We start from the raw sequence: 24,085 nt of genomic DNA, 5'->3' as shown, positions 1-24,085 counted from the left end.
TCGTTCTGCAGGGATTCCTAATCCACAGGTCTCAAAACCAGGAACTGGATCTTCCGGGAAGCACCGCTGCTGTTAAGCTAAGCTGTCCTCTGTGATAGTGGGCTTGCTAGCTATGGCAGCGGTTTCCCGGCTATTTTTCGGTTTATTCTCCTACTTCCTCTTCAGCAATGATTTCGACTTCGGCCTGACCTGCCTCAATCCATTGTTGAAGATAAGGGTTTGAAAGCTGTGTTAGCCGATAGGCTTCGCTCTCTGGAGAAAGGGGAATCTGGTAGCCAGTCAAACGGATTGCCACGGGGGCATAAAATGCGTCCACGATTCCGAACTTTCCAAACAACCAGGGCCCCTGCTGCTTTGACTGTTGTTTGCATTGCTGCCAAAGTGACTCGATACGTTGGATATCCGCAGCAGCATCAGCCGAGTAGTCCAGCTTTCGTTGTTGGGCTCGACAGTTCATCGGTAATTCATTTCTCAGGGCCATAAACCCAGCGTGCATCTCAGAGACTGCAGACCGGGCCAAAGCACGATCGGCAGTATCTTCTGGCCACAGTTCCGGGTGTTGTTCGCCAAGGTATTCGCAGATCGCCAGACTTTCCCAGATGGTCAAGCCTGCCGTTTTTAACACGGGTACTTTGCCGGCTGCGGAGTGTTTAAGGATATTGTCTTTAAAACCTGCCTCAAAAAGCCGGATGCGCTCCTCGTCGAAATTGATGCCCAGCTGCTTTAATACCAACCAGGGGCGTAATGACCAGGAAGAGTAGTTTTTGTTTCCGATAATCAGAGTTGTTTCTGCCATGGGGTGTTCCCTAGTAATTAATTGTTTATCAGTGGGTTAAGTCTCGCTTCCCCAGAGAACTAAAACAATCGAATTCGGCTGATGGCACCCATCAGAAATATTGAACGATGCAATAACGATTGATACCGGCAATTAGAATGGGATAGTTATTTTGCAGATCTTTGGTTATTCTGCGCCGATGGATATCGACATATTACGTAGCTTTCTAGCCTTTGTTGAAAGCGGCAGCTTTACCGGTGCAGCCCGAAAAACCTTCAAAACCCAATCTGCCATCAGTATGCAGATGAAACGACTGGAGGAGGAGGGTGGACGCGCGTTGTTTGCAAAAGACGGACGCAATCTGGTATTGACTGATGATGGCAAGTTACTGGCCAATTATGCCCGGCGTATTTTGGCCCTGCACGATGAAGCTTTGGGAACCCTGAAAGCCGTCGGAGAGCACCCTCCACTGCGAATTGGCAGTCCGGATGACTATGCCGATAGCATTCTTCCTCAATTGGTTCGGCGGATTAAGGCGGATTACCCTGAGCTAAGGATTACTCTAACCTGTGCCACCTCGTCAAATTTGCGTGGAAGACTGGATTCCGGGGAGCTGGATTTGGCAATCCTGACCCGAAATCCGAACAGTGATGAAGGTTATCTGATGGTTCATGATCGTGGAACCTGGATGACGGCTCCGGGTTCAACGTTAATAGATCAGAATCCGTTACCACTGGTGCTTTTCGGAGAAGACTGTAAATTTCATACAACGGCGATCGACGGTCTGGATAAGCTCGAACGGGCCTATGAATTACAATGTACGACAACCAATGCATGCGTTATCCAGGCCTTGGTACGTAGTGATCAGGCGATTAGTGCCGTGGCATCTCTTACCGTGCCGGCTGATCTTGACGCCATAAGCCACCCAGAACTTCCAGAGTTGCCGGCGATTGATGTAGTGTTAATGGCGGCCCCCCAAAGTCATAGTCTGGTGACTCCGCAGTGGCTAAGAACTCTCAGTGCCAGTATTGAAAGCCCTTAGCAAATCCTCCAGCCCTATAACACGCTATTTAAGTAATGGGTGATCGGCGGGAAGGTTTTTGGAAATCCACAGTGCCAGCTTGTGTTTCATATGAGGAAGGTCTATCTGGTCTTTAGCCAAGGGTTGAATCAATTTGTCATGCACCAGCAGCTTGTAAATAGCAGTTATCTTCAGGTCTGCACCATCGGTTTCCTCAAATGATCCGGCACCGCGTTTTTGTAAGAATAATCCACCGACACGAATAGCCTCTTTGAGTAATTCACTTTCATTCTTCAGCTTCTTCATGTTTTCTTTCCCAGTTCAAAATTTTATCCGAGTATATACGAAGGTTTGGGAAAATCATTATTGAAGTTCGAGAATATTCAATCGATTAGGTTTAATGCTGTGATTGTAAGCGAGGGGTTGGATAATGGCCGTGAAGAGGATTATCGAGCACTTGAAGAAAGTCTGATGGGTAAGCGTTGGGCGCCCCAGCTTCCGGGAGGCCCGTCAAAAACCCCCGGCAGTTGGCTTTGGCACTGTTGGCAGCAACCGGTATCAGTGAGACCCCAATGGCCCAGTTGATACCAGTCTCGCTCAATGAGTAAGGCTCCGCAGCTATGGCAAAAAGTGCTCCCTCCATCCCGGTCATGCACATTGCCTGTGTACGCATAGCGAATGCCATTTTTCATCGCTATCTTTCGAGCACGGGTTAAGGTGTCAGCCGGAGTGCGGGGTTTGTCCTGCATTTTCCAATCCGGATGGAAGGCGCTGAAATGGATGGGGACTTCTACCCCAAGGTTATCGACGATCCAGGCCGTCATATCATTAAGTTCCCTGTCGGAATCATTTTCATCGGGAATCAGCAACGTGGTCAGTTCAAACCAGACATTGGTTTCATGCTTCAGGTACTTAAGCGTCTCCAGCACAGCTGCCAGTTCTCCGCCGCAGATCTTTTTATAGAAACGCTCAGAGAATGCTTTTAAATCGATGTTGGCAGCGTCAATATAACGGTAAAACTCCTCCCTGGGCTCCTCGCAGATATAACCGGCACTGACTGCGACACTGTTGATACCCATTTGATGGCAGGCCTTGGCAACATCAATCGCGTATTCCATAAATATGACCGGGTCGTTATAGGTGAAAGCAACAGAACGGCAGCCTAGTTTTTCAGCGGCTTGCGCCAGTTCCTCCGGGTGAGCCTCATCGGCCAGAGTATCCATTTCTCTGGATTTGCTCATATCCCAGTTTTGGCAAAATTTACAGGCCAGGTTGCAACCGGCTGTCCCAAAAGAAAGTACGGGTGATCCTGGTAGGAAATGGTTTAACGGTTTTTTTTCAATAGGATCAACACAGAAACCGCTGGAGCGCCCCCAGGTATACAGAAAGATCTGCCCAGCTTCGCATCCTCTTACAAAACAGAGCCCTCTTTGTCCGTCTCGCAGTTTACAAGCTCGCGGGCATACATCACACTGAACCCGACCGTCGTCCAGTTTATGCCAGTATCGTGTCGGAAACTGTTGTTGTGGGCTGGTCGGCATAGCAAATTATCCAATGCTGGTTTTAATAATAGGCTTTCTACTCGCTGCATCTATAATTATAAGACAACAGAGGGCTTCCATTATGTTGACTTCAAGAGCGCCAATTGCAGGAGTGTCGAAATCAGGATCATCAAAATCCGTTAGAGAGCCCGTTGTGGCAGGGATGTTTTATCCAGCTGATCGCCAGATACTGCAGAATGAAATTGATATAAAATTAGCGGAAAACCCTGCCCAGGGTACTTGTCCAAAGGCGTTGGTAGTCCCTCATGCCGGTTATATCTATTCAGGAGGCGTTGCTGCAAGGGGTTACAACCTGCTGCGTCCTTATGCCGATAGTATTAATCGAGTAATCCTTTTAGGGCCTTCTCATCACTATCCGTTCCAAGGCCTGGCGTTGCCTGGCTGTCAGTATTTTCGTACGCCACTGGGGGATGTTCCTATTGATCTGGAATCAGTGTCGCTACTGAAAGATCTGCCTCAAGTTCAGGTAATGCCTGAAGCACATGCTCAGGAGCATAGTCTGGAGGTACAGGTTCCTTTTCTGCAACGAGTGTTAGATGACTTTGCGCTGCTGCCATTGGTTGTCGGACCCAGCCGTTCATCACAGGTGGCGGAAGTGATTCAACGACTCTGGGGAAATAAAGAAACACTCATTGTCGTCAGTACCGATCTCAGTCATTTTCACGACTACCCAGAAGCTCAGCATCTGGATCGGTCGACCAGTGATCTAATCTGTGCACTTCATGAACCCTTAATGGGAGAGCAGGCCTGCGGTTGTTATCCTTTAAATGGACTGCTGAGAGAGTTGAAGCAGCGTAAGCTGAATATTGAGCTGCTGGACTTAAGAAACTCGGGTGATACAACAGGCTCAAAAAGTCGGGTTGTGGGGTATGGTTCCTATGCCGTCTTCTGAGTGCTCAGCCGGGACTGATTATGCAAGCGAGCCTGAATACTCTGCGGATCAACAAGCGTTATTACTCGGTCAGGCTCGGGCTTCCATTCGGCATGGATTAACCATTGGAGAGTCATTTGATCCTGATAAGTCAAATATCGACCCGCAACTCCTGGCTCCGGGTGCCTGTTTTGTCACCCTTACGATTGGCGGGCAATTACGGGGTTGTATTGGCACATTGGAACCTCGCGAATCATTGCTGGATGCTGTGGCTTACTACAGCTATCAGGCTGCATTCTGTGATCCTCGCTTTTCTCCCCTTTCCAGAGAGGAGTTTGACAGTATTTGTATTGAAATCTCAGTGCTGTCGCCGATGGAGAGTTTTGAGGTTTCCGATGAAGGGGAGCTGTTGCAGAAGCTCAGGCCGGGTATTGACGGTTTATGGATGGAAAGTGGAACTCATCGAGCGACCTTTTTACCCCAGGTCTGGGATAAGTTACCTGATCCTGCGAGATTTGTAGAGCAGTTGAAGCTAAAGGCCGGGCTGACAAAAGATTACTGGTCTGATCAGATTCGGTGGCATCGATACCATGTTTTTTCAATGGAAGAGCAACAGCCGCCGAAAGCATCGTTTATCTAACTTTCCGATAATTAACTTTCCGGATATTTTTCTCAGTATTTATTTTCTGCTGAACTCGTATAATTAGCGCTTAATTTCCCTCCTTTGTGGATCACTGAGACGACTGCGCTGATGTTTGAACTTCGCCCTTACCAGAAAGACGCAGTTCGCTCCGTTATTGAGCATTTTCGTAAAGGAAGTGATCCGGCTGTTGTTGTTCTGCCGACAGGAGCAGGAAAGAGCCTGGTGATCGCTCAATTGGCTCAGTTAGCGCGGGGAAGGGTATTGGTGCTGGCCCATGTTAAGGAACTGGTTGAGCAAAACCATGGCAAGTACGAAGCCTATGGCAACAAGGCCAGTATTTTCTCCGCTGGTTTAAAGCGGAAAGAAGCTGAGCAGCAGGTGGTGTTTGGCAGTGTTCAGTCTGTCGCTCGAAACCTGGAGCACTTTAAACAGGGTTTTACGTTACTGGTGATTGATGAATGCCACCGAATTTCGCCGCAAACAGAATCAGAATATCAGCGGGTTATTGGGCATTTACGACAATACAACCCTGATCTGAAAATTCTTGGTTTAACCGCTACCCCCTATCGGCTGGGATTGGGATGGATCTATCGTTACCACTACCATGGCATTGTTCGAGGTGATACGGATTGTTTTTTCACCGACTGCATTTTCGAATTACCACTGAGATTGATGGTCAAGCAGGGCTATCTGACTACTCCTGAGCTAATAGATGGAGCTGTTGCCCAGTATGATTTCAGCAGTTGCAAACCGGGTATGGGGGGGCGCTATCAGGAGGCGGATCTTAACCGCGTTGTTGGCGCTGCGAGTCGGGCTACCGCAATGATTATTTCAATGGTAATAGCCCAGGCTGAAGACCGGCAAGGCGTGATGATTTTTGCTGCCACTGTTGATCATGCCAGAGAGATCCTGACCTATTTACCCGATGGTGAAGCCGCATTGATTCTGGGAGAAACAGAAGGAAAACAACGAGACCAGTTGATTCAGGCATTCAAACAGAAGCAGCTAAGGTATTTAGTCAACGTTGCAGTGCTGACCACCGGATTTGATGCCCCCCATGTGGACTTAATCGCCATCTTGCGGCCCACTGAATCAATCAGCCTGTATCAGCAGATTATTGGTCGCGGCCTGAGATTAAGTCCCGGAAAAACCGATTGCCTGGTATTGGAATTCGCCGGTAACAACTATGACCTTTATGCCCCGGAAATAGGGACCAACAAACCGGCATCAGACTCCGAGCCGGTGATGGTTTTTTGTCCAGAATGCGGATTTGCCAACACCTTTTGGGGAAAAAAAGATCTAGATGGAGAACTGATTGAACACTATGGCAGGCGTTGTCAGGGGATTATTGGCGATGACGATGAATTATCTGGGAAGGGTAAAAGGCAGCAGTGCGATTACCGGTTTCGCTTTAAAGAATGTGACCACTGTCATGGGCAAAATGATATAGCCGCCCGTCGCTGCCACCATTGTGATAGCGTGATTATCGATCCAGACACCAAGTTAAAAGAGGCGCTGGCCCTTAAAGACGCTCTGGTATTGCGCTGTGCGGGTATGACGCTGGAATCACGCCAGGGGAAAAATGGACGACCTCAGCTGAAAGTGATTTACCATGACGAGGACGGTACGGAGCTGGCGGAGTATTTTAATCTGGATACCCAGGCCCAGAAAGGCGCGTTCTTTATCCATTTTATAAGACAGCATCTGCGAAACACCGAAGCCCGGCTTAAAGTCGAAAACGTCGCCCAGATTGTCGCGGCGGAAACACTCTTTCGAGCCCCGGATTTTATAGTGGCTAGAAAGAAGGGGCCATTCTGGACCATCCAGGAAAAACTCTTCGACTATGAAGGGCGCTATCGGCGGGCTAATCAGCAGTAGAGCCGTCGATACTCATCCTTCAATATCGAACGGTATAGCTGCACCTACCACGATTAGATTTTGAATATGTACGTCTTCAGGACTTTGAATGAGGTACGGGAACTGAATGAAGACTGGGAAATGGGGCTGTTTCAGCATTAATCCCTGACAATCTCTGCAAGCTTGCCTTCCACTACCTGTCATTTGTTAACAAATCCCAGTCTTGGCTCTTTTGATATTGAATTTATCATATGTCTCATTAATAGCTGTACGCGTTGGACGTGGCGCAAATCCGGGTGGGTGAGTATCCAAAGGTGGCTTTTTTGAGCTTGTTCAAGCGGAAATAATCGATTTAGACCGTTTCGGTTTTGGTCATCCGGCAGCAGTGCCAGTCCCAGGCCTGCTTCTGCCAGATATGACATGGCTACCAGGCTGTTTCCGGTGGTTACTATCTGGTCAGCGTAGTGTTTTTGTAACCAGCGAAACCCGGGCAGGCGACAGAGTTCACCATCGGCTCCGATTAGCCGGTGTCCTTGCAGTTGTTTACTGGAATTCGGGAATAAAGGGTCGTTTTCCTGTTCTGGGGCTATACCTGAAAAGTAGTTTTGGCTCCCATAAAGTGACCAGGGAATTTCACCGAGTTTTCGTCCAACTAAGTGCTCTGGTGGGTTATTGGTTGCACGAATTGCTATATCTGCTTCTCTTTTGCTGAGGTTGAAATCCTGATTGCTGATAACAAGTTCAACTTCTATTTCAGGGTATTGCTGGCGGAACCGGGCAAGGTACCGGGGCAGGTAGTGAAATGCGATGTTCTCCGGTGCGGTTAAACGGACCGAGCCTGAGGGGCGGCTGTCCTGACCCGATAATAGTCGTTGCAGATCGTCGAAGGAATTTGCGATTTGTTCTGAGCGTTCAATCAGGCTGTCACCCACAGGGGTTAGCTGGTAACCGTCATTGAGCCGCTCAAACAGTCGGCAGCCAAAGCTTTCTTCAAGCGTATTCAAGCGTCTGAATACTGTCGAGTGGTTTACATTCAATTCTCTTGCTGCGCCTGCAAGGGTGCCATTACGAGCGATTGCAAGAAAGGTCTTGAGGGCGTTCCAGTCCATCATTTCAGCTCATTGTTTTAATAGGGTGGGTGTTAAATAACGGGTTACTCGATTAGTCGTTTGCATTATTGCAAATTTTATTTTCATAAATCGCTAATTATACGGCAAGTTTGCAAGGAGTATGCTTTACCTGTGAATTTTCTGGTTGGTTTTCCAGCGCTCTGGTAACTAAACAACGGTAACGGGAACAGAAGTCAACGAACTGCTGGCAACAATTATCCATCCCTCTGGATCTCTGAAGGAGAAACCTGTGAATAGACCTCGCTATACCTTAATCAGTCACTCTTTGTGCCCTTATGTGCAGCGTGCTGTTATCACCCTTGAAGAAAAAGGGGTGGAATATGAAAGGATCGATATTGATCTTGCGAATAAACCGGAGTGGTTTGTGAAGCTTTCGCCGTTGGGGAGGGTGCCGGTATTAATGGTCGATGACCAGTTGCTGTTTGAATCCATGGTAATTACTGAGTATTTGAATGAGGTTACTCCGGGTGATCTTCATAGCCAGCAAGCGCTGATAAAAGCGCAACATCGGTCCTGGATTGAATTTGGCTCTGCGCTTCTTGCTGATATCGGTGGGTTGTATAACGCACCAGATAAGGCCGCTTTTTTACAAAAAACTCTGGTAATAGCAGCCAGGCTTCAGCAGTTGGAACATACCCTTCAATCTAACCGGTATTTTAGCGGTGATCAGTTTCTGCTGGTGGATGCTGTTTATGGAACAGTCTTCAGATATTTCGATATTATCGAAACGTACCTGTTAACGGATATTTTTGCAGGTTTTCCGAAGTTGACTCAATGGCGTAAAACTCTTGCAGAACGGCCTTCGGTAGCGCAGGCCGTTACCCCTGATTACGCTGATCAACTAACGGTATTTCTGCTTAAACGAGGGAGCTACCTTTCTTCTCTTATTGCAGAACAACACTGTGCCGGACGTCAGTTGGGTGTTCAATAGCGAATACAGTGATATTTCCTGATGTTGAGAGAGTTTCGGGTCGAAACAGCTCCTTAATCAAATTAGCCTATTGCTGTTGCGGGTTTAAAAACAGTCTGCGTTAAGAATGCCATTTTTTCGGGGGGAATGTCGTTATGAGTGGCTAAAGGATAATATCTTTTGAGGCAGCAGATCGAGTAAATTATGATATATCGCATTTTACTTTTGAGGACTGTCTATGAGCCATTTGTCTGCAAAACCAAATCGTCCAGAAGAGCATGAGTGCTGTGGGGGAGGTTGTAGCCCCTGTGTATGGGATTTTTATTACGAAGATCTGGAGCGTTGGAAGGAGCAACAGAAAAATGACCAAAACGAATCGCCTGAGCTTGAGTCTTGAGTAGTACAGGTTATCGACGATGGTCAGCCGCAGCCGCCATCGTCGATAAGGTTGATCTGTTATCCTAGCGTTCCAGACAGCTGATTAATGCTCCAGGTTTTTAGACGTTTATAGATATCTGGCAACTAGCTGGTCGGCTTTGATTAATGTTGCGTATAGCCGTCTTCCTGCATTAATTTTTTGGCTTTATCGATATCCAGTTCTTCAACGGGAAAGGACAGATAGTAGGGCAAGGAAACGGGCTCTTCGCTGAACTTAATCAGCTTTCCATCACTGAGCCGGTCGATAACGGACTCGATGGTTTTTTCCAAATCCTGCGGTGGAGAGTTTGGATAATGACCTCTCAGGTACCCAATGAGCTCTTCTATATTGTGAGCGCCATCTGCCAGAGAGATCACAACCCCCAGCCAGTCATCCAGAGCAGTGGTTTCCTGCGGATTGTCGATGTTAGCGAGTGCTACTTGATTATTTTTTCGGGTAATGACAACGGTGCGGTAGAAATACTGAGACTTATCCAAAGCAGAGTTCCTTTAGTGCAATTATCGTAGTCAATATAGCATTGTCGATCACCATCGGGTATGCCTAGTTAGGGATACCCGGTCAAAAGAGCCTTTCCGGGCAGATTCTTAAGAAACTGACCAATAAGCCCTTCATGCTTATACCACTCCGGCTTTCTGATGATCATGCTGACTATATAATAGATCGCCTCTCCAATTAAACCTTTATAATAGAGACTCGGTTTGTATAGCACCGCGATAGAAACCTCTTCCTGATAGCAATTGGCAAAGAATCGTTTTGACAATGAGGCAGCAAGTGATGTTATTGGATATTGGTAACAGAATTCCTTAGTTCTGGGCACTCTTAAGTTGTAAGAGCCCGAATCCCATTCCTACAAAAAGCCCTCCTGTAACACGATGGAACCACGCCACTCCTTTTGAGTTTCCGAAGAGACTCTTGGCTGACTTTGAAATATAGCCATAGCTAAACAGAGAAAGAAAAGAGATGGCCATAAAAATCCCGGTCATCGCGAAGAACTGAGGGACTATTGATGTATTAAGATCCAGAAACTGGGGAAATAGGGCAGCGAAAAAAAGGATCGGTTTAGGGTTTGTCGCAGCCAGAAGAAAGCCTTCATAAAAACAGGCACTTTTAGTTCGATGAGAGGTGTCCGTTTGTTCAGTGACTGAGAGCTTCGCCTTTTTCGCCAGCCTGAACTGTTTTATGCCCAGATACACCAGATAAGATGCGCCGATGACCTTGACGATTAAGAACAGAGTTGATGAAGCCGCCAATAGCGCACCTAATCCAAGAATCGATAAGGTTGACAGCAAGAACAGCCCTGTAATATTGCCCAGTGATGAGAGAACGACGGTGGTCATACCTGCTCTTATCCCGTTGGATATGGCTAGAAATACGGCGGGCCCCGGGCTGATGACGTAAAAGAAAGATACGATGGTATACATCAATAGTAATTCAATATTCACTGTTCACTCCTTATCAAAATAAAGCAGAGCCAAAGGTTTTAAAGCTGGTAATGAAGCGGCGATTTTGACGGCGCCCTTATTGGGAGTCAACAATGGATAACTCAATCTTGCGGAATCATGTTGATCATAATCTGATTCGTTGATCAGGATACTTTCTATCCAAAGCGAGAAAAGACGTTCTGTGGTTTCACCCCGTTATGCCGGACAGCCGACTGAGGGAAGTCCAGCGGTCCAATCTCCAGTCACCTGGGTGATACTTGTTTTTTGGTGTGATATCTATTGGGGGGGGCTAAAGAATTTAACAAAGCCCGTCGCCTCTGGTCAAAATCAATGAGGGCCGATAGATGTGACCCTCAAAACCGCCAGTACTCGAATGCCTACGCCCGAACAACCAAAACCGAGCAAGAGGCCCGTTCGACAACCTTTGCTGTGACTGATCCAAGTAGAACCTGATCAACACGGTTGCGTTTACGGCTCGGTATGACAATCAGTTCTGCTTTCAGTTTTTCTGCTAACTTCAGTATTTGTTTATACGGGTTTCCAGATTGGGCATGGAGTTGCACCTGAATATCTGATGGAGCATTTTCCTCCAGATAGGATGACAGTTTTTCACTGGCGGTTTTCAGCGCCTGTTTCATTGCGTCTTCTGGAAAATAAGAAGCAACCATGGGGTTGTTAAATCCCGGCAGCACGGTTAATACATGGAGGGTCGCGTTTTGTTCCCGGGCTTGGGTTACTGCCATGTTAAGTGCTTTGTTAACCAGTTCCGGTTCTTGGGGGTCGACGGGTAGTAGAATGTTCTTGCTCATAGTGAGTTTGCCTTGGCTCCGCCGTTTGGAGGAGCCGGTTTATAGTGATAAGTTTCTGGCGGTCAGGAGTGCTTTTCAGTCAAGGCCTCAGGTGTGGAGGCGAGTTTCCTTCGTCTCTGTCCCCATCCCAGCAGCACTAATAATGCCAGAACTGGAATAAATACCAGTTGCTTTGGTGGCCGTTCGGCGTTGACCAGAACCTGTTGAATCTCCCAGTCAAAGTCGAGCCCCAGCTCCTGGGCCGGGCTACCAAAAGTGACCATGTCGACAATGGTCTTCTGATCCTCTTGTCTCAGAGTGAGCCCAGCACTTTCCAGTCGTTCTTCACCACTGGCTGCATTACCCAACGGCAAAAGTACAACTTTGCTGACTTCATCTCCATCGATTGTCATGCCTTGCACTTGAAGCTTCAGGCTTCCATCTTCCGGTACCTGTTGGGCCAGTGCACTAATGTTGCTGGGCGACTCGAACAGCGTGGGTGGATATGCCATATCCCACCAGAAACCAGGACGGAACATAGAGAAAGCAATCAGAATTAACAGGATTGTTTCGTACCAACGATTCTTTATCATCCAGAAGCCCTGGGTGGCCGCGGCAAATACCAGCATTGCGACGATGGCACTGAATATCGTTAACATCAGCTCAAAGACAGAATCGATACCGATCAGCAGCAGTTGAGTATTAAAGATAAACATAAAGGGTAAAATGGCCGTGCGTATGTCGTAGGTAAAACCCTGGATACCGGTTTTTATTGGATCACTGCGGGCGATAGCTGCCGCAGCAAACGCCGCCAACCCGACAGGTGGAGTATCGTCCGCCAGGATGCCGAAGTAAAAGACGAATAAATGCACGGCGATCAGCGGTACGATTAATCCGTGCTCTGCCCCAAGGTTTACTATCACTGGTGCCATCAGCGTAGAGACAACAATGTAGTTCGCGGTTGTTGGCAAACCCATGCCCAGAATCAGACTGATAATCGCGGTGAAGGCGAGCATTAACAGGACTGAACCGCCGGAAATAAATTCGACAAATTCAGTCATCACCAGCCCGATACCCGTCAGGGTAACCGTTCCGACAACGACACCGGCAGCAGCTGTTGCCACACCGATCCCGATCATATTGCGGGCTCCACTGACCAGGCCGTCCAGTAATTCGTGCCAGCCCTGCTTGACTGACTGAAAGAGTTGCTGTTCTTTACGAAACAGTGCTATCAGGGGGCGATGGGTCAGGACGATAATGATCATGAATACCGTTGCCCAGAAGGCTGAGAGCCCTGGGGAGAAACGTTCGACCATTAAGCACCAGACCAGCACAAAAATCGGTAGTAAAAAGTAGAGCCCGGATTTAACCGTCGGGCCGACTTCAGGCAGTTCCAGTATCTCCGCTTCGGGATCATCCATTTCCAGGTCAGGGAACTTAGCGGAGTAACGGATCAGCAGAACGTAAGTGATAATGACTAAAACCGCCAGGATAAAGGTGGCTGTGTCGCCGAATAAGTCTTTTGTCCAGCCCACGCCGTAATACACCACCGCTGAGACAATGCAGATGCCCAGAAATGTGGTGACAAAGGACAACAGACTCTGTGCCATCGTCGGGTTATGACGGCGGGGAAGGCCGGTCATGTTGGCTTTTAACGCCTCAAGATGAACGATATATATCAAGGCAATATAAGAAATCATTGCCGGCAGAATTGCATGGGTAATGACTTCCAGATAGGAGATGCCTACATATTCAACCATCAAAAACGCAGCTGCACCCATAATTGGAGGGGTCAGCTGACCGTTTGTGGAAGCGGCAACCTCAACGGCTCCGGCCTTGGTACCGGGGAAGCCGACACGCTTCATCAAGGGGATAGTAAAGGTACCCGTGGTCACCACGTTGGCTATTGAGGAGCCGGATATCAAACCACTGAGACCGGAGGAAACGACGGCGGCTTTGGCCGGACCACCGCGCATATGACCCAGCAGTGAAAAGGCTACCTTGATGAAGTAATTACCTGCACCTGCTTTATCAAGCAGTGCGCCGAATAACACAAAGAGAAAAACAAAGCTGGTGGAGACCCCAAGGGCAACTCCGAATACGCCTTCAGTACTTAACCACTGGTGAGACATAGCCTTGCTCAGGCTGGCACCCTGATGGGCAATGACTTCTGGCATATAGGGGCCGCCAAAAGTGTAGATTAAGAATACCGCCGCTACAATCATCAGTGGTGGCCCCAGTGCTCTCCTGGTGGCCTCAAGGAGCAGCACCATTCCAATCACGCCGACTCCAATATCAAAGCTTGTCGGGGCGCCGGGGCGTTCAGCGAGTTGGTCGTAAAAGAGAAACAGATAGCTGGCGCAGAATGTCGCTATCAGCGCCAGAACCCAATCCTGGATTGGAATCAGATCTCTTCTGGAACGCTTCAGTGCAGGGTAGGCAGTAAAGGCAAGAAAAATGGCAAATCCTAAATGGATGGATCGTGCCTGGGTGTCATTAATGACACCAAAATCCAGTATAAAGGGTAGGGGCGAAGCATACCAGAGTTGGAACAAAGCCCAGCACAGAGGTACTGCAAAAAGAATCTTTCCTGCTGTTCCTGCAGGATTTCTGGCGCCACTGTCTGACGAGGCTACCATTTCCTGAATTTCTTGCTGCAGGTCGGTATCTTTATTGTCTTGGGAAGGGGTCATCATTGGCTCCATTGGCCCAGGAATTCAGGGGCTGAGCTGATGGTTTTTAAACAGATGTCAGCTGCTAAAAAGTATAGTGGTTAAACGGCGATAGTGGTTTTTTTGGCAAACAATAGTGATTGAATGACAACAGTCATCATGCCGTTTTTCTCTCTTTAGGTGCTGAAAACGAAAAAGGGGAGGTAAGGACCACCCCTTTAGGGTATATGTCCAAGAACAGTCAGGCTGGTACTCCAGTTGCTATTCTTGGATCATCTCCTGGAATGCTGCCTAATTACATTAGACCTGCTTCTTTGTAATATTTAGCCGCACCAGGGTGCAGTGGCGCAGAAAGACCATCCTTAATCATCTGTTCTTTTTTCAGATCATTGAATGCCGGATGCAGTTTTCTGAAAGTATCGAAGTTCTCAAACACTGCTTTTACCACTTCATAGATGACTTCATCCGGAGTGTTAGTCGAGGCAACGAAAGTTGCACCAACACCGAAGGTTTTCACATCTTCATCGCTGCCACGGTACATGCCACCAGGAATGGTAGCGGTGCGGTAATAGCTGTTGTCCTTGACCAGTTTATCGACGGCTGGACCACTGACTTCTACCAGTACACTGTCGCAGGATGTTGTGGCTTCTTTGATTGATCCGCTAGGGTGACCAACAGTGAATACCATTGCGTCAATCTTGTTATCGCAAAGGGCGGAGGACTGTTCAGATGATTTGAGCTCAGAGGCTAGCGCAAAGGTGTCTTTATCCCATCCCTTGGCCGCCATTAGTACTTCCATCGTGCCACGCTGGCCTGAGCCCGGGTTACCGATATTGACTCGCTTGCCCTTCAGATCATCAATTTTTTTGATGCCTGAGTCGGCCCGAGCCACGACGGTAAAGGGTTCCGGGTGAACGGAAAAGACAGCCCTCAGTTCAGGGTTAGGGCCTGCGTCTTCAAACTTGCTGGTGCCGTTGTATGCATGGTATTGCCAGTCAGATTGGGCAACACCCATATCCAGTTCGCCAGCACGAATAGTATTGAGGTTGTAGACAGATCCACCGGTACTCTCAACGCTGCAGCGAATGCCGTGCTCTTTACGGGTTTTATTGACTAGTCGGCAGATTGAACCTCCAGTCGGGTAGTAAACTCCTGTCACTCCTCCTGTTCCAATGGTCACAAAACGTTGGTCCGCTGCCTGGGTAGCAAAGGACGCCCCAAGGCCGATAGTGGCGGACAGCGCAAAGCTTGCCAGTTTGTTCAATTTCATCATTTCTTTATTCGCCCGATTTTGGTTTCTATTTTTTAATTTCTATTTCTAAGGGGGATCTGAAATCCGTATGTTAGGTGAGGGTTGCCGTTACCAGCCCCACAAAAATTATTCCACTAACAATAACCTTATTTAAGATAGCTAGGATTGAATAAATCGCTCACCTCCTTTTGTGCCAAACCGTTATTCAGCTGTGCCAACGCGGGTGTCAAATGGTGATTAGTACCAAAAAGACGATATAGACAGGAAATTTTCTGTCTGTGATAGAAAAAACAGGGAATTAGGATGGCAAATTAATAGGTAACAGGTAACAGGTAACAGGTAACAGGTAACAGGTAACAGGTAACAGGTAACAGGTAACAGGTAACAGGTAACAGGTAACAGGTAACAGGTAACAGGTAACAGGTAATAGGTAATAGGTAACAGGTAATAGGTAATAGGTAATAGGTAATAGGTAACAGGTGTATCGGCACGTTAAGGATACAAGGGGCCGGCACGATGATCGGGGTTGAAAGGCCTGAGAAAGAATCTCAACCTTCAAAAGGGCAGACGGCTGGTTTATTACTGCCGTCTGCAACTCATTTAGCGCGGTAGGATCTCTGCGTTAACGATTGTTGACAGGCTAAGTGTCTGTCTGTAATCGTTGTCTTGACCTGCAATCGCTCTGAAGGTCCTGGGTCCAAGGGGCTTGTTGTGCATAGTTCCTCAGGAAAACTCTTCTTCATGCAGCCATGCCGCATGCTTTGGTGCTTTCTTGGTTTTTGACCATTCTTCCAGCATCAGCGGTGCGACTTCTTTAAGCTGTGCCATCTGCTCAGCGGTTCCGGTCAGGCAGGTCAGCTCCAGACGATGACCATTTGGATCGAAGAAGTAGATTGACTTGATAATGCCGTGGCTGGTGGGGCCGAGAACATCCAGTCCCTTACCGATCAGTTCTTCTTTAGCCGCCAGTAAGGCTTCTTCACTTTCTACCTGGAAGGCGATATGTTGACACCAGGCCGGTGTGTTCAGATCGCGGCCCATCTTCGGGGAATTAGGAAGTTCAAAGAAAGCCAGGATATTACCATTACCGGCATCAAGGAACAGGTGCATGTAAGGGTCAGGCTCTTTCGTTGAAGGAACCTTGTCTTCGGCTATGGCCACCAGAAAATCCATGTTCAGCATCTTCTGATAGAACTCTACGGTTTCTTTGGCATCGTTGCAGCGGTAAGCGACGTGATGGATCTGTTCTAACTTAATCATGATATTACCTTCTTGGCGGTTCTCTTATTTTATGAGCGTTTTAAAAAAGTTTTTAAGACTTACAGCAGGTTTTTTAGCATGCTATTTGAGGTTCTGGCCGATTAGGCTTTAGCGATTTCATCGGATGAATCCCTCCCGGTTCTAGTCAGTTTGATTGGAAAAGTCAGTGACGGGTTTCGTTGCTAACAATAAAAAGCTGAGCAGTGCGGAGATCGCAAAGCACAGGATCAGCAATGTCATCGGTAACGCGCTACCATCGTTGAGGTAGGCCAGAAGTGCTCCGCTGAAGCTGCCCAGGCCAAACTGAATAACCCCGAATACTGAGGATGCCGTACCGGAAATATGAGGAAAGAACTGCAGGGTTCCGGAAATGCAGTTAGCGGCCAGTGCTCCCAATGTGCCTATATAGAAGGCCAGGGGTATCACCAGTGCCCAGAGCCCTCCCCATTGGGTTAAACCGGCTGCTGCCAGTATTACTGCTGAAGAAATAAGCAGCATTACCCATAGCAGGCTGGCTTTATCGCGTCCCAATGCTGATACCAGGCGTCCATTGATCACCGAGCCCACAGCCATAGCAATAACATTCAGGGCAAACAGGCCTGAGTACTGTTGAGGGGTTACATCGTAAAGTTGCATATAAATAAACGGAGTGCCTGCAATGTAAGCAAACATGCCGCCAAAGGCGAAACCGCCACAGAGCGCAAAGCCGATAGCCTGGGGGTGAGTCAAGACTGATCTAAAGGCCGCCATGATTGCGGCGGGTCTGAGCGATAGCTTTTGCTCAGGTTGCTTACTCTCCGGAACAGCTATTCCTACCAGTACCGCCCAAAGGAGCGCGAATCCTGCCAGTGTCCAGAAAATAGCCTGCCAACCTTGCCAGTGTAATACCAGGCTGCCGATCGATGGCGCCAGCATGGGGCCGGCGGTGAGAATCAGCATCAACCAGGACATGGCTCTGGCCAATTCATCGCCACTGTAGAGATCTCTGATTACCGACCGTGCCAGGACTGATCCTGAAGCACCAGCCAGACCCTGGCATAAGCGAGCAAGCTGAAGCTGTTCGATGCTGTCACTAAGAGCGCAGGCAATACTGGCGAGTAAATAGAAGAATAGTCCGCCGAGGATAATCGGTTTGCGGCCAAAACGGTCAGACAAAGGACCGTGTATCGCCTGTCCAGCGGCAAATCCGATCAGAAAAATACTCAGCGTCAGCTGTACTTCGGACTCGCTGGTTTGCAGGCTATTTGCAATGGCGGGAAAAGCCGGTAAGTACATATCCAGCGACAAAGCACCAAGCCCCGCCAGTATGCCTACAACAGCAAAACTAAACGGGCTTAAACGACGAGCTTTGTTAATCTCTGTACTCATGGGTTTTGGCTCTGGCTATCAGGCTGTTGCTGATATTCAATTTATTCGGCTAATGAGCAGCATACGGGTGCTGACCTTAGGTTCCTCAGGTTGCATCACCTTGCAGCTCCGGACGAGCATCCTGAAACGCCTTGAGTTCGAGGCAGGCCTTCTCTATCCGGTTAATCGTAGGGAAAGCGCTCATATTTACCTTGAATCGATGGGCGTTATAAAGCTGGGGGATCAGGCAGGCATCCGCTAATCCAGGAGTGTTTCCATAGCAAAACTGTCCAGTCGTATCGCTGTCAGCCAGCATCGTTTCCAGCGCACTAAAGCCTTCTACAATCCAATGGTGATACCAGCTCATTTTCTGCTCTTCGCTGACACCCATTTCGTTGACCAGATACTTTAGTACTCTCAGGTTGTTCAGCGGGTGAATTTCACAGGCGATAGCCTGTGCGAGTGCTCTGACCCGGGCTCTTGCTAAGGTGGATTCAGGCAGCAGTGCTGGCGTTTCCGGGTAGGATTCATCCAGATATTCGATGATCGCCATAGACTGGGTAAGAATTTCATTCTGATCTGTTTCCAAAGCAGGAACCAGCTTTTGAGCGTTGATCCTGGCGTATTCCTCTTTAAGCTGCTCACCACCATCACGGAGCATGTTTATGTAATGGTCATCGTAGGCTATTCCCTTTAGATTCAATGCTATACGAATTCGATAAGCGGCCGACGATCGCCAGTAGGTGTAAAGTTTCATTTGATCTAATCTCCTTTTCTCAGCCATCCTGCTATAGAATCTGTTCTGTCTGTTGCTTATTCGTCTCAGCCTTGGAGCTTGAGTCGTGCTTGGTTTCAAGGTTGATTTGTTCTGCATTCAGGCGAACTTTTTTCATCAGTTTCATCAGCGTTTGTTGCTCTTCCTGATCCAGGCAACTTAATAGCTGTTGCTCTCGTGCCCTGACTCTGGGGATGAGGTCTTCAAAAATACTTTGGCCTTCAGCAGTCAGTTGTAAGTTAACTCGTCTCCTGTCATTAGCATCAGTCCTGCGTTCCAGCAGTTCTCGCTTTAGCAGTCCCTGAATGGCGCGGCTGACCTGTACTTTGTCGATACTGGAGCGCTCGACGACATCACTGGCGGTCAAGGGTTGGTGGTTACCCAGTACAGCCATGGTTCGCCACTCCGATACTGAAAGGCCGTGACGACAGAAGTAAATATCAGAGACCGATTGGCTGACAGCCAGATAAAAAATTCGTACCTGATAGGGAAAGAATGACTGAAGCTGGAAGTCGTTGTTATTGGTGCTGTTATTGGTGCTGTTATTGGTGCTGTTATTGGTGCTGTTATTGGTGTTGCTAATGCTATTGTTGTCACTCATAGCTGTTGACCACTCTTGCTTTTAATATCGGGGTTTCTATCACCAATCCGAACGTATCTGTCTTGAATAACAAAACGCTTAGGTTCCTTAGACACGGTTGTTCCTGTTAACTATTGTTTGTTTAACGTTGGCTTATAGGCCATATCTGATTTCAGAATATGGTTGATCAGCCAGTTTCGCAGATAAGCATTTATGCTATCCGCCAGCAGGTGAGATGATGAACCGCCTATCCCAAAAGACTGCCTGACTGCACGCAGCCAGTCTTCAAAGGCCCTGTGCTGATCTTTATGGGCTTTAAAATCAGCATAGCCGGCCTTTTTCAGTAGTTTTTCCTCAGCACGGAAATGCTCTTTGACATAGTGGTCCAACTCATCCAGCACATAATTGATCATACCGCCGCTGGACTGGGCTTTAGTCAGCTGGTTGATCAGGCTGACCAATTGCTTGTGCTGGTCGTCAAGAAGTGGAACGCCAACGCTGTATTCGTCTTTCCACTCAATAAGTTCCATTGATTGATCCACACTCATATCCTCTTAATTCATCATTACTGATGGCAGCCATAACGACAGGGCTGGAATCGAGATCAGTAGCACCAATCGCATAACATCGGCAATCAAAAAGGCAACGATTCCGCGGCTGATGGTTTGTAGTCGCAGCCCGGGCGTGCTGGCGAGGATTACGAAAAGGTTCATCCCGACAGGGGGCGTGATCAGGCCGACTTCCACCACTGAAACCATAATGACGCCAAACCAGATCGGATCGAAACCCATTGAATTGATGAGTGGATATACAAATGGGAGAGTCAGCAATATCATCGACAAGGCATCCATAAAGCAGCCAAGAATAATGTAGAAAATGACCAGCATGATCAGAATAATATATGGATTCCAGCCCAGGTTACCGACAGTTTCGACCAGGCTTTGTGGCAAGCCGGTGGTTTCAACGAAGTAGTTGAAAACAGCTGTTCCGATCAGGATTAAAAAAATCATGCCGGTGGTGGATGCGGTTTCACTCAGGGATGACAGGAAGATTTTTCCACTCAGTTGTCGTTTCAGCAGGGCGAGAAAAAACGCCCCGGCAGCACCGATCGCGGCTGCTTCCGTCGGGGAAAACCAGCCAAGATAAATCCCTCCAATCACGACGCCAAACAGCAGCGCAACCGGCCAGACGTTCTTCATTGCCTTGAGGCGTCCCGCCCAGTTTACTCGTTTGTCGGCAGGGCCTAAAAGAGGGTTACGGGAAGTTCGGACCCAAATGGCCAGCATGTACAGGGCGGTGGCAACTATTCCTGGTATCAGAGCAGCGGCAAACATTTTGCCGATAGACTGCTCTGTTAAAATGGCGTAAATCACCATGATTACGCTCGGTGGAATCAAAACTCCGAGGGTGCCGCCTGCGGCGATGGTGGCGCTTGCCAGTCCATCGTCATACCCTTTTCGGCGCATTTCCGGCATCGCAACACGACACATGGTCGCAGCAGTGGCGAGACTGGATCCGCAGATGGCTCCAAATGCGGCGCAGGCTCCAACCGTTGCCATGGCAAGCCCACCTTTGCGATGACCGATAAAGACATTAACTGCATCATAGAGGGCCCGTGATAATCCGGCTCTGGCGGCAAATACGCCCATCATGATAAACAGCGGCACGACGGATAAAGAGTACGGGAATACTGATTCGAAAGGGGTTGAGCCCATAATAAACCCGACACTCTCAGGACCGTTCAGAATCAGTCCGCCGACAGCTCCGACTATTCCCATTGCTATGGCAATTGGGACTCTGATGGCAATGAGGACAAACATCACGGCAAAGGCAAGCAGGCCTATTAGTTGAGAAGACATTATCAGTTTTCTCCCTGCTGGTTGGACAGGTCATTGAAGGAAATACCACTTCGGCCCGTTATCAGGGTATATAAAGATTCGACGCCAATATGCACGGTAACCACTGCTGAAAGGGCTGAGCCGAATAACAACGGCAACCAGTAATAAATCATCGGCAAACCATAGGTCATGGAGACATCACCGTATTCCATTTGTAATGTTGCCTGATCGTATCCAAACCAGGCTATAGCGCCCATAAAACAGGTCCCGAGTGCTGCCGCAAAAAACTGGAAGAATGCAGAGGTCCGACGAGATGCCAGATCAGCCAGAATTGAAACAGATACATGGCTGCGGCTCATGAAGGCATAAGGAATCGAAAGGTATGCGGCAGCCATTATCATTAGCTGAATCAGATCCACTGCCCCGTAGATGCCGTTGTTTCCTGATTTTCGCATGATGACATCAGCGGTTGTGGTCAGGGTTGCGGCAAGCAAGAACAGCATTCCAATCCAGGCTGTATATTGGGTCAGGGAATATAGTATTCGGTTAAACAGAGCAATCATGGGTCACCCTTAATGGCTTACTGACAAAAACCTTATTAGGTGTGGCGAACAACCAGCCATATATCACTGGGTCGGTACATCACCGGCTGTCCGCTCAAGGTAGCTGTTGTTAGTACGTGTTTGAGTTATGAGTACGTGTTCGAGTTATGAATACATAGTCATACAAAGGTTTTCGTACGAATTACTCGTATTGAGCGACTGATTTTTGTGCCGCAGAGTAGATTTCCCGAGCATTCTTTACGCCCTTTTTCTCCAGTTCAGACAGATACTTATCGATAGTGGGCTGCAGAGTCTGGCGCCAGCTATCACGATCAGCATCGCTCAGGGTGGTAACGGTACTGCCTTTCTTTTTAATGTCATCAATACCTGCCTGGTCCCATTTGTTCCACCAGGGGCCGAATTTGGCAACCAGCGGTGTGCCGGACATATCGTCGATTACCGCACGAACGTCGGCGGGTAATGACTTGTACTTACGCTCATTCATCACGAAGTAAAAGCTGGTTGTATAGGCTTTGGCATCAAGGTGATGGTTGAGTACTTCGTAGAGTTTGAAGCCATGAATTGCTTCATAAGGAAAGACGTTACCATCCAAAACACCTTTTTGAAGGTTCTCGTAGACCTGCGTGGGTGGCATGCCCACAGGAGAAGCGCCCAGCTGTTTCAGCATCATTGAAATGGCTTGGCTGGGAGTACGCAGCCGTAACCCTTTCAAGTCATCCATGGTTTTCACCTGCTTGTCCCGGGTGTGAATCAAACCTCCGTTGTGAGCGTGTAAGGCAAGTACTTTCAAGCCCCTGTATTCGCTCTGCAGATAATTTGGATAAAGATCCCAAAGAGTCCTGGAAGCGGCTTCAGAGGATTTGACAAGAAAGGGTAAATCCATGATCAGGGTGCGAGGTAAGCGGCCACGGGGAATACCGGTAAGGCCATGGGATATGTCAACAACCCCAGCGCGAACCTGATCCAGTTGCTTGGCTACGTGACCAAATGCTGACCCGGCTGGATAGATGGTCACTTTGACCTTTCCGTTGGTGCGTTTTTCCAGTTCAGCGGCCCAGGGCTCGATAAAATCTTTTTGAGTTGGGTGGGATGAAGGCAGAAAATGACTGAGCTTCAGCTCAATGGTTTCTGCCATGGCCGACGATATGCCAGTCCAGATGAGTGCTGCGGTTAGAGCAACGATCAGACGTTTCATTGTTATAGTCCTCTGAATTACGTTTGCTGTTTTCGGATGAGTAGTTGTTTTATTTTTTATCTGCCAGATGCCATTGTTCCGTTGTGGCTTACGAATAATGGTTTCATCTGAAACTATTTAATTTCATATGAAACTAATTATCAAGATGAAGTTGATCTGAAGACAGGATTTTTACGAATTTTGTAATTCACTGGGTTTAGTCTGTGAACCTGATGAAGGTTTTGCGGCTACGGACGCTGCCAGGGCAGGGCTCTGGCAGCGCGGCAGTGTTTCCTTTTTTTATCTGTTCCTCTGTTATCTATCCCACTGTTACCTATCCCATTACTGTCGTGTTAATGGGTTCCTGGCAGGTATCCCAGCTGTTTAGATATTTCTGATGCTGTATCGGTTAGCAGCTTGGCATTGGCACCATCCCGGCTGATATCGAAACTGGATTTGAAGCCAAATAAGGCCAGTGTTAAAACCAGCTCTCCACGGTAATCGAAAATGGGTGCCGCTAATGCAGAGACTCCCTCAACACTATGGCCAGCAACCTGACCCAATCCCTGGTTGCGAGTTTCTTCAGAAATTGCCTCTACTTCCTGCCAGGATTTTGGAGCCCGTGGGTCAGAGCTTTTTTCCAGGGCTTTAAGTTCCTGTTCCACAATCGGGCGGGTCAGTTCCTGAGTCAGGTGAGCGAGAAAAACTCTGCCCGAGGCCGACATAAGCGTTGAGAATGTGGTGCCCGGGCGGATCCCGACAGAAATAGGTCGACGAGACTGAAACCAGCGAATAACGGTTGTGCCGGAGGAGCCCCAAACCGTAAGTATGACCCCTTCTTTGGTTCTGGCCCACATGTCCTCAATCATCGAGTTTGCAATTGTAGTGGGATCGAGGCGGGACAGGTAGGCCGTAGAAAATTCGAGAACATAGGGCCCCAGGTCATAGCGTCCGTGTGCGGTGCGTTCGACGAACCCCGACTGCACCAGGCTGACGAGGTAGCGATGGACTTTTGCCGGATGCATGCCCACTGTCTCCGCCAGTTCATTTAATGAGGCATGGCCACCGCTGGCTGCAAGGGCTTTCAGCAATACCATACCAACCTCTACAGACTGGACTCCTCCTTTGGTCGGGCTTTTTGGCATGTTTTCTTTCATGAGTAATTCCAGAGTTACGATATTCGTAA

General features: G+C 48.3%; 24 protein-coding genes. 6 read left to right on the top strand and 18 right to left on the bottom strand.

From position 1 onward, the window contains the following. Window positions 1-142 precede the first annotated feature (142 nt). Window positions 143-796 carry a glutathione S-transferase family protein gene (locus tag BGP75_RS10980; protein WP_076718671.1) on the bottom strand — a complete coding sequence of 218 codons (654 nt, stop codon included), beginning with the start codon at window positions 794-796 and terminating at the stop codon, window positions 143-145. Window positions 797-974: 178 nt separating this feature from the next. Here BGP75_RS10980 and BGP75_RS10975 point away from each other — a divergent pair, with 178 nt between their 5' ends. Further along, entirely contained in the window at window positions 975-1,817 is an 843-nt protein-coding gene (locus BGP75_RS10975) for a LysR substrate-binding domain-containing protein (RefSeq protein ID WP_076719258.1), read from the top strand. A 24-nt stretch (window positions 1,818-1,841) separates the two neighbouring features. On the opposite strand, the gene BGP75_RS10970 is transcribed toward BGP75_RS10975, so the two are convergent. Both BGP75_RS10970 and amrS read right to left on the bottom strand, forming a co-directional pair. Continuing rightward, entirely contained in the window at window positions 1,842-2,102 is a 261-nt protein-coding gene (locus BGP75_RS10970; protein WP_076718670.1) for a DUF5062 family protein, read from the bottom strand. A gap of 140 nt (window positions 2,103-2,242) precedes the next feature. Further along, a complete protein-coding gene (gene amrS, locus BGP75_RS10965; protein WP_076718669.1) occupies window positions 2,243-3,337 on the bottom strand; it encodes an AmmeMemoRadiSam system radical SAM enzyme in 1,095 nt (364 codons plus the stop codon). A gap of 82 nt (window positions 3,338-3,419) precedes the next feature. Between amrS and amrB the strand changes: the two genes are divergently transcribed. From amrB to BGP75_RS10950, 3 genes are all read left to right on the top strand, one after another. After that, complete coding sequence (gene amrB / locus BGP75_RS10960; RefSeq protein ID WP_076718668.1) at window positions 3,420-4,250, top strand: AmmeMemoRadiSam system protein B; 831 nt, start codon at window positions 3,420-3,422, stop codon at window positions 4,248-4,250. Next, complete coding sequence (amrA, locus tag BGP75_RS10955; RefSeq protein ID WP_076718667.1) at window positions 4,237-4,869, top strand: AmmeMemoRadiSam system protein A; 633 nt, start codon at window positions 4,237-4,239, stop codon at window positions 4,867-4,869. The genes amrB and amrA overlap by 14 nt, the downstream gene beginning before the upstream one ends. A gap of 111 nt (window positions 4,870-4,980) precedes the next feature. Next, on the top strand, window positions 4,981-6,750 hold the full coding sequence (locus BGP75_RS10950; RefSeq protein WP_198939344.1) for a DEAD/DEAH box helicase: 1,770 nt from the start codon (window positions 4,981-4,983) through the stop codon (window positions 6,748-6,750). Window positions 6,751-6,929: 179 nt separating this feature from the next. Here the strand turns inward: BGP75_RS10950 and BGP75_RS10945 are convergent, their stop codons facing one another. Then, the gene (locus BGP75_RS10945) at window positions 6,930-7,841 is read right to left on the bottom strand and encodes a LysR family transcriptional regulator (RefSeq protein WP_083704749.1); all 912 of its coding nucleotides are present in this window, start codon (window positions 7,839-7,841) and stop codon (window positions 6,930-6,932) included. A gap of 247 nt (window positions 7,842-8,088) precedes the next feature. Between BGP75_RS10945 and BGP75_RS10940 the strand changes: the two genes are divergently transcribed. Both BGP75_RS10940 and BGP75_RS10935 read left to right on the top strand, forming a co-directional pair. Then, entirely contained in the window at window positions 8,089-8,790 is a 702-nt protein-coding gene (locus tag BGP75_RS10940; protein ID WP_076718665.1) for a glutathione S-transferase family protein, read from the top strand. 217 nt (window positions 8,791-9,007) lie between these two features. After that, complete coding sequence (locus BGP75_RS10935) at window positions 9,008-9,166, top strand: oxidoreductase-like domain-containing protein (RefSeq protein WP_076718664.1); 159 nt, start codon at window positions 9,008-9,010, stop codon at window positions 9,164-9,166. 143 nt (window positions 9,167-9,309) lie between these two features. Here the strand turns inward: BGP75_RS10935 and BGP75_RS10930 are convergent, their stop codons facing one another. From BGP75_RS10930 to BGP75_RS10860, 14 genes are all read right to left on the bottom strand, one after another. Further along, the gene (locus BGP75_RS10930; RefSeq protein ID WP_076718663.1) at window positions 9,310-9,684 is read right to left on the bottom strand and encodes a hypothetical protein; all 375 of its coding nucleotides are present in this window, start codon (window positions 9,682-9,684) and stop codon (window positions 9,310-9,312) included. Window positions 9,685-10,011: 327 nt separating this feature from the next. Continuing rightward, window positions 10,012-10,650 carry a LysE family translocator gene (locus tag BGP75_RS10920; protein WP_083704748.1) on the bottom strand — a complete coding sequence of 213 codons (639 nt, stop codon included), beginning with the start codon at window positions 10,648-10,650 and terminating at the stop codon, window positions 10,012-10,014. A 377-nt stretch (window positions 10,651-11,027) separates the two neighbouring features. Beyond that, on the bottom strand, window positions 11,028-11,459 hold the full coding sequence (locus BGP75_RS10915; RefSeq protein ID WP_076718661.1) for a universal stress protein: 432 nt from the start codon (window positions 11,457-11,459) through the stop codon (window positions 11,028-11,030). Window positions 11,460-11,521: 62 nt separating this feature from the next. After that, entirely contained in the window at window positions 11,522-14,131 is a 2,610-nt protein-coding gene (locus tag BGP75_RS10910) for a TRAP transporter permease (RefSeq protein ID WP_143821053.1), read from the bottom strand. 274 nt (window positions 14,132-14,405) lie between these two features. Beyond that, entirely contained in the window at window positions 14,406-15,380 is a 975-nt protein-coding gene (locus BGP75_RS10905; protein ID WP_076718659.1) for a TAXI family TRAP transporter solute-binding subunit, read from the bottom strand. A 705-nt stretch (window positions 15,381-16,085) separates the two neighbouring features. Beyond that, entirely contained in the window at window positions 16,086-16,622 is a 537-nt protein-coding gene (locus tag BGP75_RS10900) for a VOC family protein (RefSeq protein ID WP_076718658.1), read from the bottom strand. 141 nt (window positions 16,623-16,763) lie between these two features. Continuing rightward, the gene (locus BGP75_RS10895; RefSeq protein ID WP_076718657.1) at window positions 16,764-17,990 is read right to left on the bottom strand and encodes a Bcr/CflA family multidrug efflux MFS transporter; all 1,227 of its coding nucleotides are present in this window, start codon (window positions 17,988-17,990) and stop codon (window positions 16,764-16,766) included. Between the two features lie 85 nt (window positions 17,991-18,075). Further along, window positions 18,076-18,726, bottom strand: a complete 651-nt coding sequence (maiA, locus tag BGP75_RS10890) for a maleylacetoacetate isomerase (RefSeq protein WP_076718656.1) — start codon at window positions 18,724-18,726, stop codon at window positions 18,076-18,078. A gap of 31 nt (window positions 18,727-18,757) precedes the next feature. Further along, window positions 18,758-19,345, bottom strand: a complete 588-nt coding sequence (locus tag BGP75_RS10885; RefSeq protein WP_076718655.1) for a MarR family winged helix-turn-helix transcriptional regulator — start codon at window positions 19,343-19,345, stop codon at window positions 18,758-18,760. A 110-nt stretch (window positions 19,346-19,455) separates the two neighbouring features. Continuing rightward, window positions 19,456-19,866, bottom strand: coding sequence for a bacteriohemerythrin (locus BGP75_RS10880; RefSeq protein ID WP_076718654.1), 411 nt, complete (start codon window positions 19,864-19,866; stop codon window positions 19,456-19,458). Between the two features lie 12 nt (window positions 19,867-19,878). Further along, window positions 19,879-21,183 carry a TRAP transporter large permease gene (locus BGP75_RS10875; protein ID WP_076718653.1) on the bottom strand — a complete coding sequence of 435 codons (1,305 nt, stop codon included), beginning with the start codon at window positions 21,181-21,183 and terminating at the stop codon, window positions 19,879-19,881. A gap of 2 nt (window positions 21,184-21,185) precedes the next feature. Then, complete coding sequence (locus tag BGP75_RS10870; protein ID WP_076718652.1) at window positions 21,186-21,725, bottom strand: TRAP transporter small permease; 540 nt, start codon at window positions 21,723-21,725, stop codon at window positions 21,186-21,188. Window positions 21,726-21,906: 181 nt separating this feature from the next. Then, the gene (locus BGP75_RS10865) at window positions 21,907-22,920 is read right to left on the bottom strand and encodes a TRAP transporter substrate-binding protein (protein ID WP_076718651.1); all 1,014 of its coding nucleotides are present in this window, start codon (window positions 22,918-22,920) and stop codon (window positions 21,907-21,909) included. A 332-nt stretch (window positions 22,921-23,252) separates the two neighbouring features. Continuing rightward, window positions 23,253-24,056 carry an IclR family transcriptional regulator gene (locus tag BGP75_RS10860; protein ID WP_076718650.1) on the bottom strand — a complete coding sequence of 268 codons (804 nt, stop codon included), beginning with the start codon at window positions 24,054-24,056 and terminating at the stop codon, window positions 23,253-23,255. Between the last annotated feature and the right edge of the window lie 29 nt (window positions 24,057-24,085).

The organism is Motiliproteus sp. MSK22-1, from assembly GCF_001968815.1.
Classification (GTDB): Bacteria; Pseudomonadota; Gammaproteobacteria; order Pseudomonadales; family Balneatricaceae; genus Motiliproteus.
This window is presented reverse-complemented; position numbering and strand designations above follow the sequence as displayed.